General features: G+C 63.6%; 14 protein-coding genes and 1 pseudogene. 7 read left to right on the top strand and 8 right to left on the bottom strand.

The genetic code is table 11. The annotated features are described in order from the left end of the window. Positions 1-14: 14 nt before the first annotated feature. From RCH10_RS07325 to RCH10_RS07315, 3 genes are all read right to left on the bottom strand, one after another. Positions 15-2,126, bottom strand: a complete 2,112-nt coding sequence (locus tag RCH10_RS07325; RefSeq protein ID WP_409051878.1) for an alpha-1,4-glucan--maltose-1-phosphate maltosyltransferase — start codon at positions 2,124-2,126, stop codon at positions 15-17. Next, a complete protein-coding gene (gene glgB, locus RCH10_RS07320; protein WP_409051991.1) occupies positions 2,098-4,047 on the bottom strand; it encodes a 1,4-alpha-glucan branching protein GlgB in 1,950 nt (649 codons plus the stop codon). The genes RCH10_RS07325 and glgB overlap by 29 nt, the downstream gene beginning before the upstream one ends. A 173-nt stretch (positions 4,048-4,220) precedes the next feature. Next, complete coding sequence (locus RCH10_RS07315; protein ID WP_409051877.1) at positions 4,221-4,550, bottom strand: hypothetical protein; 330 nt, start codon at positions 4,548-4,550, stop codon at positions 4,221-4,223. Between the two features lie 257 nt (positions 4,551-4,807). On the opposite strand from RCH10_RS07315, the gene groES reads away from it, so the two are divergent. Next, positions 4,808-5,098 carry a co-chaperone GroES gene (groES, locus tag RCH10_RS07310; protein WP_187054493.1) on the top strand — a complete coding sequence of 97 codons (291 nt, stop codon included), beginning with the start codon at positions 4,808-4,810 and terminating at the stop codon, positions 5,096-5,098. A gap of 29 nt (positions 5,099-5,127) precedes the next feature. After that, complete coding sequence (groL, locus tag RCH10_RS07305; RefSeq protein WP_187054492.1) at positions 5,128-6,777, top strand: chaperonin GroEL; 1,650 nt, start codon at positions 5,128-5,130, stop codon at positions 6,775-6,777. A 90-nt stretch (positions 6,778-6,867) separates the two neighbouring features. Here the strand turns inward: groL and RCH10_RS07300 are convergent, their stop codons facing one another. Both RCH10_RS07300 and RCH10_RS07295 read right to left on the bottom strand, forming a co-directional pair. Continuing rightward, complete coding sequence (locus RCH10_RS07300; protein WP_409051876.1) at positions 6,868-8,421, bottom strand: ATP-binding protein; 1,554 nt, start codon at positions 8,419-8,421, stop codon at positions 6,868-6,870. Beyond that, the gene (locus tag RCH10_RS07295; RefSeq protein WP_409051875.1) at positions 8,418-9,140 is read right to left on the bottom strand and encodes a response regulator transcription factor; all 723 of its coding nucleotides are present in this window, start codon (positions 9,138-9,140) and stop codon (positions 8,418-8,420) included. Before RCH10_RS07295 ends, RCH10_RS07300 begins: the two co-directional genes overlap by 4 nt. A 98-nt stretch (positions 9,141-9,238) precedes the next feature. Here RCH10_RS07295 and RCH10_RS07290 point away from each other — a divergent pair, with 98 nt between their 5' ends. The 5 genes and pseudogenes from RCH10_RS07290 to msrA all read left to right on the top strand — a co-directional run bounded on the left by RCH10_RS07290 (position 9,239) and on the right by msrA (position 13,229). Next, entirely contained in the window at positions 9,239-9,907 is a 669-nt protein-coding gene (locus RCH10_RS07290; protein ID WP_409051874.1) for a cytochrome b/b6 domain-containing protein, read from the top strand. Next, positions 9,904-10,695, top strand: a complete 792-nt coding sequence (locus tag RCH10_RS07285; RefSeq protein ID WP_409051873.1) for a molybdopterin-binding protein — start codon at positions 9,904-9,906, stop codon at positions 10,693-10,695. The genes RCH10_RS07290 and RCH10_RS07285 overlap by 4 nt, the downstream gene beginning before the upstream one ends. A 108-nt stretch (positions 10,696-10,803) precedes the next feature. Beyond that, positions 10,804-11,058, top strand: a complete 255-nt coding sequence (locus RCH10_RS07280; protein WP_323499928.1) for a pentapeptide MXKDX repeat protein — start codon at positions 10,804-10,806, stop codon at positions 11,056-11,058. Between the two features lie 45 nt (positions 11,059-11,103). Further along, positions 11,104-12,432: pseudogene (locus RCH10_RS07275) on the top strand (cytochrome c biogenesis protein DipZ); the annotation flags it as partial. After that, a complete protein-coding gene (gene msrA, locus RCH10_RS07270) occupies positions 12,432-13,229 on the top strand; it encodes a peptide-methionine (S)-S-oxide reductase MsrA (RefSeq protein WP_409051872.1) in 798 nt (265 codons plus the stop codon). The pseudogene RCH10_RS07275 and the gene msrA, both read left to right, overlap by 1 nt. Here msrA and RCH10_RS07265 read toward each other — a convergent pair. From RCH10_RS07265 to dalD, 3 genes are read right to left on the bottom strand one after another with little or no spacing between them, the layout of a single operon-like run. Next, positions 13,190-14,197, bottom strand: coding sequence for an AraC family transcriptional regulator (locus RCH10_RS07265; RefSeq protein WP_409051871.1), 1,008 nt, complete (start codon positions 14,195-14,197; stop codon positions 13,190-13,192). The genes msrA and RCH10_RS07265 overlap by 40 nt on opposite strands. A gap of 40 nt (positions 14,198-14,237) precedes the next feature. Next, positions 14,238-15,086: an L-iditol 2-dehydrogenase gene (locus RCH10_RS07260; protein WP_409051870.1), complete on the bottom strand. Its 849-nt coding sequence runs from the start codon at positions 15,084-15,086 to the stop codon at positions 14,238-14,240. Further along, on the bottom strand, positions 15,083-16,471 hold the full coding sequence (gene dalD, locus RCH10_RS07255; protein WP_409051990.1) for a D-arabinitol 4-dehydrogenase: 1,389 nt from the start codon (positions 16,469-16,471) through the stop codon (positions 15,083-15,085). The genes RCH10_RS07260 and dalD overlap by 4 nt, the downstream gene beginning before the upstream one ends. Between the last annotated feature and the right edge of the window lie 19 nt (positions 16,472-16,490).

Below are 16,490 nucleotides of genomic sequence, written 5' to 3'. Positions count from 1 at the left end.
GAGGCTTTTGGAGTCTAGAGAAAATAGTCGAAATCACGCTCGGTGCGACTGCGCCGACGGACCACGAAAATATGTGCGGGAACTGCGTGCGGGTCGAGCTGGACGAAGTGAAATTCACCCTGCCAGATGAAGCGCTGGTTGCTCAGCAGGTCGTGCATCTGGAACGACTCGCCGGGCTCCACGCCAATCGACGCAGCGTCCAGACCGATCCAGCCCGACTGCACGTTGTAACGGTCGAGGTTGACCACGGTCACGATCACATTGCTCCCGTCTTCGGACTCTTTGGCATAGGCGATGAGCTGATCGTTTTCGACCGGCAAGAAGCGCAGACTGCGGTCGGCTTGAAGGGCTGGGTTGTCATGCCGGATGCGGTTCACCCGCGCAATGAAGGGCGCGAGGCTCTGCGCATCGTCGTGGTTCCAGGTACGCAACTGGTACTTCTCGGAGTCGAGGTATTCCTCGCTTCCAGAATTGCGGGGCAAGTGGTCGCGCAGTTCGTAGGCCGGTCCGTAGATGCCGTAGTTGGCAGACAACGTGGCCGCCAGCACCAGCCGCATCATGTAGAGCGACGCCTCGCCGCCCTGCAATTGCTCGTGCAGGATGTCGGGCGTGTTGGGCCACACGTTGGGGCGGAAATAGTCGCTGCCCGGGCCCGTCGACAGTTCGGTGAAGTACTCGGTCAGCTCCTGCTTGCTGTTGCGCCAGGTGAAGTAGGTGTACGACTGCGAGAAGCCCAGCTTGGCCAGTCGATGCATGACCTTGGGCCGCGTGAAAGCCTCGGCAAGGAACAGTACTTCAGGATGTTCCTTCTTGACCTCGCCGATGGCCCACTCCCAAAACGGAAACGCCTTGGTGTGCGGGTTGTCGACGCGAAAGATCTTCACGCCCTCGCCGATCCAGTGATCGAACACGCTCTTCAACTCGGCCCACATCGCGCGCCAGTCGTCGCTCTCGAAGTTGAACGGGTAGATGTCCTGGTACTTCTTGGGTGGGTTCTCGGCGTACTGCACCGTGCCGTCCGGACGCCAGCGAAACCACGCCGGATGCGACTGCACATACGGATGGTCGGGGGCGCATTGAAAGGCGATGTCGAGCGCGATGTCCATGCCGAGGCCGGCGGCCTTCTGCACCAGTTGCCGGAATTCGTCCGGCGTGCCCAGTTCCGCCAGGATTGACTTGTGACCGCCTTCCGCGGCACCGATGGCCCACGGGCTGCCGACATCGTCTTTACCCGCGACGAGAGCGTTGTTCTTGCCCTTGCGTTGCGTGCGCCCGATCGGATGGATCGGCGGGAAGTACAAGACATCGAAACCCACCTCGGCGATGGCTGGCAGCCGCGCCTCGACATCCTTGAAGGTACCGTGGCGACCGGGCTCCGGCGAGGCAGAGCGCGGAAACAGCTCGTACCAGCTGCTGAAGCGGGCGCGTTTGCGGTCCGCGAAGAGCGGCAGCTCGGCGACGTAGTGCGTCTCGAAGCGACGGTCCGGATAGCGGCCGGCCAACTCGCCCAGCGTTTCGTCGAGCGCCAGGGCCTTGAGTGCGTTTGCATTGTGGTCAGCGTCGAGCGCCGCGGTCTGCAGCGCCTTGGCCCAGCGCAAGAGCGTGTCGCGGTCCGCAACCTGCGCCCGCGCCGCTGCGGCGATGATGTCCATCGCGCCGACCTGCGACGCGATGCGGATGTCTTCGGGCTCGATGCGACGCGTCATCTCGTGATGCCACGATTCGAACGGGTCGACCCAGGCCGCCACCGTGTAGACGAAGCGCCCTATCGACGGCGGCGCGAAGCTGGCCTCCCACACATCGTTCACCAGCGCCTTCATCGGTACCTCGTGCCAATCACGCGCACCATCACCGGCATCCGCGCTCCAGCGCAGCATCGCGCGCACCACGTCGTGCCCGTCGGTGAAGCAATGCGCGGTGATCTTCACCGTGTCGCCCGCAACGCACTTGATGGCGAAGCGGCCGGCATCGACGGCGGGCAACACAGCATCGATGACCGCACGGACGCGGCCCTCGCCGCCGCTGTCTGAGGGCAAGGAAAGATGGGTTGCGGGTGTCGACTGCGCCGCTTTGGCGACCTTGGAAACTGCGGCGACCTCAGTGGGCGGTGCTGGCTTTTTTTGCATGGGGCACGTATTGGAAAATAAGGGTCGAAAGGGGTGGCAAGGTCAGGCAAACAGAATGCGGCCGGCCATGGGAGCGCACCGGCGACGACTCGACACGACCCAGGTTGCCCCATCCTGCGCCGCCGAATTCACCGGCATCGCTGTTGATCACTTCGCGCCACTCCCCACCCAACGGCACGCCGAGCAGATAGTTGGTCCGGGGCAGTGGCGTCATGTTGCTCACCACCAGCACCGGAGCAGTGCCATCGTGCGCCTTGCGCAAGAAGGCGAACACGCTGGCATCCGCATCGTCGGCCGCGATCCACTCGAAACCGTTGGCGCTGAAGTCGAGTTGATACAGCGCAGGCGTGCCACGGTACACCCGGTTGAGCTCGGCCACGAAATGTTGCAGGCCGGAATGCCCCTCTAGCGACGTCGACCACCATTCGAGCTCACCGTCGTGCGTCCATTCGCGGCGCTGGCCGAATTCACCGCCCATGAAAAGCAGCTTCTTGCCAGGGTGTCCCCACATGAACCCGAACAGCGCGCGCAGATTGGCGAACTGCTGCCAAGGGTCGCCCGGCATCTTGTTGATGAGCGAGCCCTTGCCATAGACCACCTCGTCGTGCGAGAGCGGCAGCACGAAGTTTTCATTGAAGGCATACACCAGCGAAAACGTCATCTGGCCGTGGTGGTACTTGCGGTAGACCGGGTCTTCCTTCATGTAGGCCAGGTCGTCGTGCATCCACCCCATGTTCCACTTCATGCCGAAGCCGAGGCCGTCCATGTCGGTGGGGCGCGAGACGTTGGGCCAGGCAGTCGACTCCTCCGCGATGGTCACCGTATCGGGGAATTCGCGGTACACCGCGCGGTTCAGGGTTTGCAAGAACTCGATGGCCTCGAGGTTCTCGCGACCACCAAACTTGTTGGGAATCCACTCCCCGTCTTTCCGCGCATAGTCGAGGTAGAGCATCGACGCGACCGCGTCCACGCGCAATCCATCGAGGTGGTACTTGTCGAGCCAGAACAGGCCGGACGACGTCAGAAAGCTGCGTACCTCGTTGCGCCCGTAGTTGAAGATGCTCGAACTCCACTCCGGGTGAAAGCCCTGGCGCGGATCCGCATGTTCGAACAGATGCGTGCCGTCGAAATACTGCAGCCCGTGCTCGTCGGTCGGAAAGTGCGAAGGCACCCAGTCGAGCAGCACACCGATGTTTTTCTGGTGCAGATGGTCGACCATGTACATGAAGTCTTGCGGCGTACCGAAGCGCGAGGTCGGCGCGAAGTAGCCGGTGGTCTGGTAGCCCCATGAACCATAGAACGGGTGTTCGGTGACCGGCATCAATTCCACATGGGTGAAGCCCATCTTCAACATGTATTCAGCGAGCTGATGCGCGATTTCGCGGTAACCGAGGAACTCGCCATCGTGGCGGCGCCATGAGCCCAGGTGCAACTCATACGTCGACATCGGCGCGTCAAGCGCATTGCGAGCGCCGCGCGATGTCATCCACGCGTCGTCGTTCCATTCGTAGTCCATCGACCAGATGCGTGATGCGGTAGCGGGCGCGTGCTCTGCATAGAACGCGACCGGATCGGCCTTGTCGACGACATAGCCGTTGAAGCGCGAGCGAATGCGGTACTTGTATGTCTGGCCCGGCTGCGCGTCTGCTACCGAGCCTTGCCAGATGCCGGTGCCGTCGTCGCGCAGTTGCAGCGGATCGGCATCGCCGGACCAGTAGTTCCAGTCGCCGATAACCGAGACGGACTCAGCGTTGGGCGCCCAGACCGCGAACGACGCGCCGCCTTGGGGATTCACATGGCAGCCCAACAGATCGTAGAGCCGAGCGTGGGTGCCCTCGCGAAAGAGATAGGCGTCCTGAGCCTGGCGAGACTGGGTACCAGAGGGCTGGGAATCGACGGGTTGGGTATGGAGAGATCGGATTTCTGGAATCACGAGGGACACTTTCGCTGCGTTCAATCGATGATCGATGGCCGAGAATCGACGACAACGACCGCAAGTTCAAGGCCATTGTTGGGTCAAAGGCGAGCGCCGCGAAGGGCACCGGGCGCCTTCGCGTGTCAGAGAGAAGCGCGTATGCGGCGCGCGCTGTTTGTTCAGGCCCCGGCTGCAGCGCCGGCTGCTTGTGATGAAACCATCGACGCCTGCATTGCCGGGATTGCCGGGCGAGCGAAGTCGCCCGTCGTCAGCACCACTGCGCGTGAGGGATCGGCGAAATACAGTTCGATCGCCTTGTCCCGGATCAGGCTGAAGTGACTGCGGCAAGTTGCGAGCAAGCTTTCGCTGCTGCCATCACGAGCACCGCAAACGTCCCGTAAAGTCTGTTCTGAAACCAGCCCCAGGATACGGGCGCCGTCGTCGCCGTCCGGATAGAACGCAAAGCGCACCGAGGCCGTGTCGAAGCAATAAATGCCTTCGAAGTCCATTTGTCGTCTCCTGTCTATTGTTCGATGACGCACGACTTTCGTGCAGGCGACGCACAACTATGGCGTGGTCAACAGCGCGAGCCCACGCCAGAAGCCGCCTACATCGGCTTACATCCGCCCTTGAAACCCGAACGAATGCCCTTATCATTAGCACTCGCTGAGGACGAGTGCCAACAGCGCTCACCTCCAGTCGATTGGGCAGCCAGCCGTTCGGTCCGGCACCCTCAAACCAAACCCGTTTCTATTCAGGAGATGCTATGAAACTTCGTCCTTTGGCCGATCGTGTGATCGTCAAGCGCATTGAAAGCGAAACCAAGACTGCCTCGGGCATCGTGATCCCCGACAACGCTGCCGAAAAGCCCGATCAGGGTGAAGTGCTGGCCGTTGGCCCGGGCAAGAAGACCGACAAGGGCGAACTGCTCGCCATGAGCGTCAAGGTCGGCGACCGCGTTCTGTTCGGCAAGTACAGCGGCCAGACCGTCAAGGTCGATGGCGACGAGCTGCTTGTCATGAAGGAAGACGACCTGTTCGCAGTCGTCGAGAAGTAATCAACCCCATCTCATCGGAGTAAATAAACATGGCAGCAAAAGACGTAGTCTTCGGCGGTGAAGCCCGCGCGCGCATGGTCGAGGGTGTCAACATCCTGGCCAACGCAGTCAAAGTGACCCTGGGCCCCAAGGGCCGCAATGTCGTGCTCGAGCGTTCGTTCGGCGCCCCCACGGTGACCAAGGACGGCGTGTCCGTCGCCAAGGAAATCGAACTCAAGGACAAGCTCCAGAACATGGGCGCCCAGCTCGTGAAGGAAGTGGCTTCCAAGACTTCGGACAACGCGGGTGACGGCACCACGACCGCTACGGTTCTGGCTCAAGCCATCGTTCGCGAAGGCTTCAAGCTGGTCGCGGCCGGCATGAACCCGATGGACCTGAAGCGCGGCATCGACAAGGCTGTCACGGCCCTGGTCGCCGAGCTGAAGAAGGCATCGAAGCCCACCACCACGTCCAAAGAAATCGCACAAGTCGGCTCGATCTCGGCCAACAGCGACGAAACCATCGGCAAGCTCATCGCTGACGCGATGGACAAGGTCGGCAAAGAAGGCGTCATCACCGTCGAAGACGGCAAGAGCCTGGACAGCGAACTCGACGTCGTCGAGGGCATGCAGTTCGACCGCGGCTACCTGTCGCCTTACTTCATCAACAACCCTGAAAAGCAATCCGCGATTCTGGAAAACCCGTTCGTTCTGCTCTACGACAAGAAGATCAGCAACATCCGTGACCTGCTCCCTACGCTGGAACAAGTCGCGAAGTCGGGCCGTCCGCTGTTGATCATTGCCGAAGAAGTCGAAGGCGAAGCCCTGGCTACTCTGGTCGTGAACACGATCCGCGGCATCCTGAAAGTCGTGGCTGTCAAGGCACCTGGCTTCGGCGATCGCCGCAAGGCCATGCTCGAAGACATCGCCATCCTGACGGGCGGCAAGGTCATCGCTGAAGAAGTCGGCCTGACGCTCGAAAAGGTGACCCTGGCCGACCTCGGCTCGGCTGCCCGCATCGAAGTCGGCAAGGAAAACACCATCCTGATCGACGGTGCCGGCGCTGCTGCAGACATCGAAGCTCGCGTGAAGCAAGTTCGCGTTCAGATCGAAGAAGCGACCAGCGACTACGACCGTGAAAAGTTGCAAGAGCGCGTGGCCAAGCTGGCCGGCGGTGTTGCAGTGATCAAGGTCGGCGCTGCCACCGAAGTCGAAATGAAGGAAAAGAAGGCCCGCGTCGAAGACGCACTGCACGCCACCCGCGCTGCAGTCGAAGAAGGCATCGTGGCTGGCGGCGGCGTGGCTCTGCTGCGCGCCAAGCAAGCTGTCGGCGACAAGATCAAGGGCGACAACGCCGACCAGGACGCCGGCATCAAGCTGGTGTTGAAGGCCGTCGAAGCGCCCCTGCGCGAAATCGTCAACAACGCCGGCGGCGAAGCCAGCGTGGTCGTGAATGCTGTGTTGGCCGGCAAGGGCAACTTCGGCTTCAACGCACAAAACGACACGTACGGCGACATGCTCGAACTGGGCATCCTGGACCCGACGAAGGTCACCCGCACTGCACTGCAAAACGCAGCTTCGGTTTCTTCGCTGCTGTTGACGACCGAAGCCATGGTCGCCGATGCACCGAAGGACGAAGCCGGCGCCGGCGGCATGCCTGACATGGGTGGCATGGGCGGCATGGGCGGCATGGGCATGTGATCCCCCCCGAGGCTGGCGGCACTTCGTGTCCGCTGCGGCACCTCACCAACTAAAAGGCCCGCTTCGTGCGGGCCTTTTTTCGTTCGTTTTTTAGCTGAGCTGAAAGGCGAAGACCGCGCCTTTGCCGGGTTGGGGGAGCAGGCGGATTTCGCTGCCGTGCAGTTGCAGGATGCGGCGGACGATCATCAGGCCGAGGCCGCCACTGCGGCCGCCGGACGACGAGAAGGCAGGGCGGATGAAGAGGACGGGCTGCAGCTCTTTGGGGATACCGGGGCCGGTGTCGCTGATCTCGACCTGTACGCCGGCCACACCATCCTCCCCCGCTTCGGCGGGCCGCAATTGCACGACGATCTCGCCGCCCTCTGGCGTGTGGCGGATCGCGTTGTCGAGCAGGTTGGTCAGCACGCGTTCGATCATTCCCAGATCGGCTGTGACCACCGGCAGGCCGGACGCGATCTGCGGCACCAGGCGCTGACGGCGTGCTTCGGCGGCGAGCTCGAACTTCTGGAACACGTCCTGCACCAGATCGGCCAGCGCGAAGCTCTCCTTGTCGGGCTTGACCATGCCGGACTCGAGCCGCGCCAGTTCGAACAATTCCTGCGCCAGGCGGCCGACCTTGCGGCTTTGGCCGAGCGCGATCTCGAGATAGCGGCGCCGATCGGCCAGCGCCAGCGTGTCGGCCTTCATCAGCAGGGTTTCGAGATAGCCGTGCAGCGAGGTCAGGGGCGTGCGGAGGTCGTGCGAGATGTTGGCGAAGAGTTCGCGGCGCTGCTGGTCCAGCGCGGTGAGTTCGCGCCATTGCTCGGCGATGCGCAGCGTCATCTTCTGAAAGGCCTTGCCGAGCGTGGCGATCTCGTCGTCGCCGCGTGCGACCTGTGCGAAGGCCGGCGTTGCAGGATCGATGGCTGCGACGCCATCGCGCTCGAAGCGTTGCACGGCGTCGGTCAGCTGGCGCAACGGCCGCGTGATGAGCCGGAAGGCGACCAGCCCCGCGATGAGGCCGAGCAAAGCGACCCATGCCATCGACCACAGCGTCGTTCGCAGCACGTTGCCGGCGCCCAGGTTCGCGACCAGGGCTTCGCGGTCTTCGCCGGACAGCACGACGTACACATAGCCTGCATCGCGGCCATCGACCTTCAACGGTGCCGCGCTGAAGACTTTGCGGCCGCCCCGCAAGGGTTGCACGCCTTGTGCCCCAGACACATCCTGTCCTTCCAGTCCGCCGCGTGGGTCGTCGCCCAGAATCGGCAATGCGGCGCCCGCCAGCAAGCGCTTTACCGGGCCGAGGTCGACGCGGTCGTGCTTCAGATGCCCCGGCGGCGCGGCTTGTCCGACGATGCGCCCCTCGGCGTCCAGCAAATAGACCTCGACGCTCGGGTTGACCGCCATCAGCTGGTCGAACAGCTCGTGCACGGCCGGCGGGTTGAGGCCGTCGCGCTTCATCAGCTCGGCATTGCCGGCGATGTGCGCGGCCAGGCCGATCGACAGGCGCTGCGTCACTTCCTGCTCGTGTCGTTCGCTGCCCGCCATCTGCAGCCAGGCCGACACGCCGAAGCACGCCAGCAGCAGCACCGCAAAGACGATCGACAGACGCGTCGACAGGCTCGACGGTATCGACCACATGGAGGGCGTCGAGCGCGTCATGCGGCGGCCTCCTCGACATCCGCCGCCAGCTTGTAGCCGCGGCCCCACACGGTCAGGATGCGCCGCGGCGCCGCGGGGTCGGCCTCGACCTTCATGCGCAGCCGGTTGATGTGCGTGTTGACGGTGTGCTCGTAGCCATCGTGCTGGTAGCCCCACACCTTGTTCAGCAGATCGAGCCGCGAGAACACGCGACCGGGGTGGCGCGCGAAGAAATAGAGCAGATCGAACTCGCGTGGCGTGAGCTCGATCGGCTTGCCGTCGACCTGCACCTCGCGCGCCACCGGGTCGATGCCGAGGTTGCCGAGATCGACCCGTCCCGACTCCATGCGTGCATTGCGCGCCAGCGCCTCGGTGCGCCGCAACAGCGCCCGCACCCGCGCCACCAGCTCCAGCACCGAGAAAGGCTTGGCGAGGTAGTCGTCGGCGCCCAGCTCCAGGCCGAGGATGCGATGCACTTCGCTGGACCGCGCACTGGTGATGATGATCGGCGTGTAGCGCGTCATGGCGCGGGCGCGGCGGCAGATCTCCAGGCCGTCGACGCCGGGCAGCATCAGATCGAGGATCAATGCGTCCCAGCTGCCGCGCTCCAGTTCGCGGATGCCGGCATGGCCGTCGGCGGCGTGCGTCACGGCATAGCCCTCGTCGTGCAGATGCATGCGCAGCAGCTCGGCGATGTGGGCATCGTCCTCGACGATCAGCACGCGTTTGGCAGTTTCCATGTCGCCGGATTGTCCCGCGATATGGCCGCGGGAGTTATCACGATTCATTGAACTCTTCGTGATGAATCGGCCACCGGGTACGGCCAAGAATGCCAGCCATGCAAAGCGATTCAGTCACCCCGAAGTTCAAGCCGATTCATCCGGTCTGGATGCGCATCACGCATTGGCTCAATGCGCTGGCCGTGCTGATGCTGGTGACCAGCGGCTGGCGCATCTACAACGCGGCGCCGTTCTTTCCTTTCGAGATTCCCGGCGCGATCACGCTCGGCGGTTGGCTCGGCGGCGCTTTGCAGTGGCACTTTGCGGCGATGTGGTTGCTGGCCGCCAACGGCCTCGTCTACCTCTCGCTCAACATCGTGAGCCGTCGGCTGTTCCGCAAGTTCTTTCCACTGTCGGTCGGCGGCATCGTGCGCGATGGGCTTGCCGCGCTGCACGGCAAGCTGTCGCACGCCGACCCGTGCCACTACAACAGCGTGCAGCGTTTCGCCTACCTCTTCGTGATGCTCGACATCACCGTGCTGGTGCTGTCGGGCCTGGTGCTCTGGAAGTCGGTGCAATTCGCGGTGTTGCGCGATCTGCTGGGCGGCTATGACTTTGCCCGCCGCATTCACTTCGTCGCGATGGCGTTGCTGGTGGGCTTTGTCGCGGTGCATCTGGTGATGGTCGCGCTGGTACCGAAGACCTTGCTCACGATGCTGAGCGGCCGTGCCGGAGTACGCGACGTCGCGAGCGCCGCAGATCAAGCAAGCAACGGAGAAGCCGCATGAACATTCTCAAACGCCCAGCCCTGCACAACGTCGATGCCGACGCTGCCCTCGCCGAAGCCCGCAAGCTCATCGGCCGCCGCATCGAGCAGCCTGCGCGCCGCGCCTTTTTGCAACGCACGCTCACGCTCGGCGGCCTGTCGCTGCTCACAGGCTGCAGCATCACCGACAACGCCGGCGTCGACGCTGCGCTCACCACCATCTCGCGCTTCAACGACAGGGTGCAAGGCCTCATCTTCGACCCGACGCAACTGGCGCCGACCTATCCGGACTCGATGATCACGCGGCCGTTTCCCTTCAACGCCTACTACGGCGAAGACGAGATCCGCGAAGTCGACGAGGCCAGCTACAAGCTCGAGGTCACCGGCATGGTCGCCGACAAGCGCCAGTGGACGCTGCCCGCACTGCGCGCCATGCAGCAGCAAGACCAGATTACGCGGCACATCTGCGTCGAAGGCTGGAGCGCGATCGGCAAGTGGGGCGGCGTGCACTTCGCCGATTTCCTTAAGCGCATCGGCGCCGACACGAGCGCCAAGTACGTCGGCTTCAAGTGCGCCGACGACTACTACACCAGCATCGACATGCCGACCGCGCTGCATCCGCAGACGCTGCTCACGTTGACCTACGACGGCCAACCGCTGCCCCCCAAATACGGCTTCCCGATGAAGCTGCGGATGCCCACCAAGTTGGGCTACAAAAACCCAAAACACATCAAGGCGATTTTCGTTACCAACACCTACCCTGGCGGCTATTGGGAAGACCAGGGCTACAACTGGTTCGGCGGCAGTTGAGCCCCCGGAAGGGCTCAGCGCTACTGAAACGCAAGGCCGAGTTCATTTCGAACCGCGCCATTTTTATCTTCTTTATTTTTCAAACCACTCACTCGAAGGACAACTTAAATGAACAAATTCTCCGCAGCACTCATCGCCACCTGCATGGCCATCGGTTCCGTCTCGGCCTTTGCCGCCGACGAAATGAAAAAGGACGACGGCATGGCCAAGGGCTCGATGAGCAAAGACTCCATGGCCAAGGACGGCATGACGAAGGACTCGATGTCAAAGGACGGCATGAAGAAGGATTCGATGGCGAAGGACGGCATGGCCAAAGACGGCATGAAGAAAGACTCGATGGGCAAGGATGAGATGAAGAAGTAAGCGTTCCAGCCTTTCCCGACAGCGCTTCGCCAACCTGAGGATCCCATGATCTATTTCATCCTGTCCTATCTGGGCGGAGCGCTGACCATCCTGGCGCCCTGCATCCTGCCCGTAGTGCCCTTCGTCTTCGCGCGGGTCGACCAGCCTTTCGTCAAGAGCGGGTTGCCGCTGCTAGTCGGAATGGCGCTGACTTTCGCAGGCGTCGCGTCGCTCGGTGCGGTAGCCGGCGCTTGGGCCGTCGAGGCCAATGAATACGGACGCATGGCGGCCATCGTGCTGCTCGGGGTCATGGGTGTGATGCTGATCGCGCCTCGCCTTGCGGAGCGCGTCACGCGGCCGCTGGTCGCGCTCGGCTCCGGACTATTGAATTCGGCGACGCGCAGCCAAAGCCAGCGCGTCGCATCTGACGGCGGCGTACGCAGCCCCGTCGTGCCCTCGCTGCTGCTCGGCGTGGCGACGGGCCTCTTGTGGGCACCTTGCGCCGGACCGGTGCTCGGCCTCATCCTCACCGGTGCGGCGCTGCAAGGGCCCACCGTTCACACCTCGCTTTTGTTGCTGGCTTACGCAGCCGGCGCCATGACGTCGCTTGCCGCCGCATTGCTGCTCGGTGGCAGCATGTTCGCCTTGCTGAAACGGACGATCGGCGCTGGCGAATGGTTGCGCAAAGGCCTGGGCGTCGCGGTGCTGGCCGGCGTTGCAGCGGTGTCGCTCGGCCTCGACACCGGTGTGCTCGCGCAGCTCTCGTCGGGCAGCGGCGGTGCGTCGATCGAGCGTGGCTTGCTGGAGCGCCTGCGGCCGCACGCGGCGCTCGACCAGACATCGGATGCTGCCCGTCCCCCCACTGCAAACGACCGCGCTGCCTTCATCAAGGTGCAGGCGCCCGCCGTGCCGCGCTTCGCCCCGCTCTCGCTGCCTGACGAAGGCGCGTTACCGGGCTTCTCGGGCGCCGTTGAATGGCTCAACTCGCCACCGCTCACGGCCGAGCAATTGCGCGGCAAGGTGGTGCTGGTCGACTTCTGGACTTTCGGCTGCATCAACTGCCGCAACGCCCTGCCCTATGTGCGCGAATGGAATCGCAAGTACAAAGACCAAGGGCTCGTTGTGGTCGGCGTGCATGCACCCGAGTTCGCATTCGAGAAAAACATCAACAATGTGAAGCGCGCGGTGAGCGAGCTCGACGTGACTTTCCCGGTTGCGATCGACAACAGCTTTGCCATCTGGCGCGCCTTCAACAACAATTATTGGCCGGCGCATTACTTCGTCGATGCCAAAGGCCGCATCCGCTTTCACCACTTCGGTGAAGGCGAATACGAAAAGTCGGAACAGGTTATTCAGCAACTGCTGGAAGAAGCACGAAAGGACGCGAAACCCGTATGAACAACAAACAATCGAACCACCAGGCCAGAGCAATCGTCTCCGCCGTCTCCGCCGCCACATCCGCATCGGCAACACGCTCGGTGCTGGCACGCCGCACGCTGCTTTCCGCGGTGGCATTGCTCGGTGGCGCAGCACTCTGGAAGGCAGTGCCTTCGTTCGCTGCCGAGAATGCCGTCGTCATTCCGGCACCAGCCGACGATGCGGCGAGTGCCGCCGCGGCGTCCACTACCGCCCCCGAAACGGCCGTCGTCGCCGGCGGCTGTTTCTGGGGCGTGCAGGGAGTGTTCCAGCACGTCAAGGGCGTGACGAGCGCGGTGTCGGGCTATGCCGGCGGGGACGAGAAGACGGCCAGGTACGAGTCGATCGGCTCGGGCAGCACCGGCCATGCCGAAGCCGTTCGCATCACCTACGACCCCAAGCAGATCAGCTACGGCCGCATCCTGCAGATCTACTTTTCGGTGGCGCACAACCCGACCGAACTCAATCGCCAGGGGCCGGACCGGGGTACGCAATACCGCTCGACCGTGTTCGCGCAATCGCCCGAGCAGGCGCGCATCGCCAAGGCCTACATCGCCCAACTCGACGCGGCCAAGACTTTCGGCGGTCCGATCGCCACGACCATCGAAACGCAAAAAGCCTTCTTTCCGGCGGAGGGCTATCACCAGGACTACCTGACGCGCAATCCGAATCAGCCGTACATCGTCTTCAACGACCTACCGAAAATCGAGAACCTGAGGAAGGTGTTTCCGGACCGCTACCGCGCGACGCCGGTGCTGGTGGGCGTGGGCGCCTGAAGACTCGGTGGTGCCAGAGCATTCAACGGCACCGTCGATCCGCCGAAGCGGTGATCGGCCTGCCGCCGGAATTCGCTGGGCGTCATGCCCTTGATTTCCAGAAAGCGCCGGTTGAAGTTGGCCACGTTGTTAAAGCCGACTTGGTAACAGATGTCGGTCACGTAGTGGTCGGTCTGCATCAGCAGGTGGCAGGCGCTGTTGATGCGCACGCGGTTCACGAAATCGGTGAAGCTGTTGCCGGTCGAGCGCCTGAAGAAACGGCTGAACTTGCTCTCGCTCATGCCCAGTTCCGCAGCCACGTCCGACATCGCAATCGGCTCGGCGAGGTTGGCGGTGATCCGGTTGACGATGCCGTTGATCTGGTCGACCTCTGCATCGCCTTCGACGCCCTGCATCTGCACGCTGGACAGCAGCCGGTAGTCGGTGCACTGCGACAGGTCGGCCATGAAGTCGCAGAACACGCCAAAGCGCCGCACGCCGCGCGACGCCTTGATGTGATCCCAATGCAGCCGCGCACGCTCCGACATGCCGAAAAATTCGATGCCGTTGCGCGCACGATCGAGCAGGTGCATGACCTCGCGCAATTCAGGAATTTCAACCGCCGCACGTTCGATCGGCTCGTGCCGGAACTGGATGACGCGATCGCGGCCGGCGGCACCACCTTCCGGCGCATCGAGCGAGATCCAGTTGTGCGGCAGCTTGGGCCCGCACAGCACCAGATGGCCGGGCTGGAATGGTCCGATCCAGTCGCCCACGAAGGCCTTGCCCGACGTCTCGGTGATCAGATGCAGCTCGTACTCTTCATGAAAATGCCATCGCACCAGCGGGCTCGGAAAGCCGTGCGCCAGGCAGCGCACCAAACCGCTTTCGTCAGGCGCCTCGTAGCCGAGCGCCGGTGAGCGCGTGAAGTCGCGCTCCATCTCCGGCTCGCGGTGGCGAGGCAAATGGCGTTGGCGGGCGGCGGTCATCGATCAGTCATGAATCTGAAAAGCAGAACGGGAAAACCGTTCAGCTCATGACGTTACCACCGTCGACATTCAAGGTTTGCGCCGTGATGTAGCTCGCCGATTCGCCCGCCAGGAACAGCGCAGCCCCGGCGATGTCACCCGGCTTGCCCATGCGACCGAGCGGCACTTCGAGCCCGACGCGCCGCTTCTTTTCACCCAGCGGCAGGCCTTCCGCCTTGGCGAACAGGCTGTCGACATGCGCCCACATCGGCGTGTCGACCACGCCCGGCGAAATCGCGTTGACGCGAATGCCGTGTGGTGCCATCGCCAGCGCCGCGCTCTGCGTGTAGCTGATGACGGCTGCCTTGGTGGCGCAGTAGTGCGACACCAGTGCCTCACCACGGCGCCCGGCTTGCGAGGCCAGGTTGATGATCGACGCGCCCGGCGTGCGACTCTCGACCATCTGCCGGAGCACGGCCTGCATGACGAAGAACATGCCTCTGACGTTGACTGCGAACAGGCGGTCGAACGAGGCCTCGTCGCTGTCGAGCAGCGGTGCCAAGTCGAACAGCGCCGCATTGTTGAAGAGCGTGTGCACCGGGCCGAAGCGCTGCGTGGCGGAGGCCAGCATATCGGCGATGGCACGTGAGTCGGTCACGTCGGCGCCGATGTAGTGGACCTGAGCCGGATGCGACTGCTGCAATGCGGCGGCCTCGTCGGAGGCGGTCGGCGATCGGTCGACCACGCTGCAGAGAGCGCCTTCGGCCGCGAACGCTTGCGCCACTGCGAGGCCGATGCCGCCGCCTGCGCCCGTTAAAACGATATGACGGCCTGCGAAGCTGCCGCTCCTCGCGGCGGTCGTGGCAGCCGTCGAAGCGATGGCGTCGATGGCGCTTGTGACTGCGGTCATGCCGGTACGCCTTCGACGAAGCGCGTCACTTTTTCGCTGGCACCGCGCACCGCATCCACCAGCCGCGCGTCGCTCGCCGCAGAGCCCCACAGCGCTACATCGGCACACATCGTCTCGACCGGGTCGACCGCGTCGCACAGAGCATGCGCTGCCGCCACATCCATGCTCTGGTCGTGGTACTCGTACGGCAGCACGCCGCGATGCCAACGCTGCAAGAAAGCGAGGAACAGCGCCGGCAACATGGCCACGCTGTCGATCGATTCGCTCGCCGCCAGCCGCTCACGCACCGTCGGCGCGATGAAGCCGGGTATCTTCGAGAAGCCGTCCATCGCGACGCGCTGGTTGGTGTCGCGGATGGCAGGGTTGCCGAAGCGGTCGAGCACCACATCGCGGTACGCCGGCAGATCGATCGGCCCCGGCGACGTCGGCGAACTCAGGCACGGAATCACGTCGTCGGTCACGTAGTCGAATGCCATCTTGCGGATCGCCACGTCGTGCGTGCCTTCGTGGATGAAGTCGAGCCCGATGAGCGTGCCGGCCCAGGCGATGCAGCTGTGCGTCGCGTTGAGGATGCGGATCTTGGCCTCTTCATACGGCGCCACCGAATCGACCAGTTGCACGCCGACGCGACCCCAGTCGGGCCGCTCCGCAATGAAGTCGTCTTCGACCACCCACTGGATAAAGCTCTCTCCGGTGACCGGCACGGCGTCGTCCCAGCCGGTCGCCGCTTTCACCCGGTCGCGCAACTCTGGCGGCGGGCGCGGCGTGATGCGGTCGACCATCGCGTTGGGCGAAGTCGTGTTCGTTCGCACCCATTGCAGCAACGCGTCGTCGCCGGTCATGCCGATGAATTCCAGCAGGCCAGCCCGAAAGCGCTCGCCGTTATGCCGCAGGTTGTCGCAGTTGAGCAGCGTGACAGGCCCTGCATTGGCGGCCTTGCGCGCCCGCAGGATGGCGCAGAGCGCGCCGTAGATGGTTTGCCCCGCTTCGCCCTTGCGTGCCCGCTCGACATCGCCCGACAAGTCGGTGAACGACAGGTCGAGCTTGTCCTTCGGGTCCAGGTAGTAGCCGGCTTCGGTCACCGTGAAAGAGACGATGCGCGTGGCCGGTGCAGCGCCGCAGGCGATCACCGCAGCGAGCGTCGGCTCCCACGGCAACACCTTGCGAATCGATTCGATGCGCTCGTAGCGATACTCGCCCGCGGGCGACACCGTCTCCAGCGTGTAGCTGCCGCCCTGCGCCTGCAGTGCATCGAGCACCGGGGCCATGTCGCCGCGCAGGTTGGCGCCGGTGATCGACCATCGCGTGTCGCCGGCCTCTATGAGGCGTTGCAGGTACACAGCCTGATGCGCCCGATGAAACGAGCCGAGCCCGAGATGAAGAATTACCCGATCGGGTTCACTG

This window comes from Variovorax sp. GrIS 2.14 (genome assembly GCF_046115955.1).
Classification (GTDB): Bacteria; Pseudomonadota; Gammaproteobacteria; order Burkholderiales; family Burkholderiaceae_C; genus Variovorax.
Note: the sequence above shows the minus strand (reverse complement) of the source record. Positions and strands in the feature narration are given on the sequence as shown.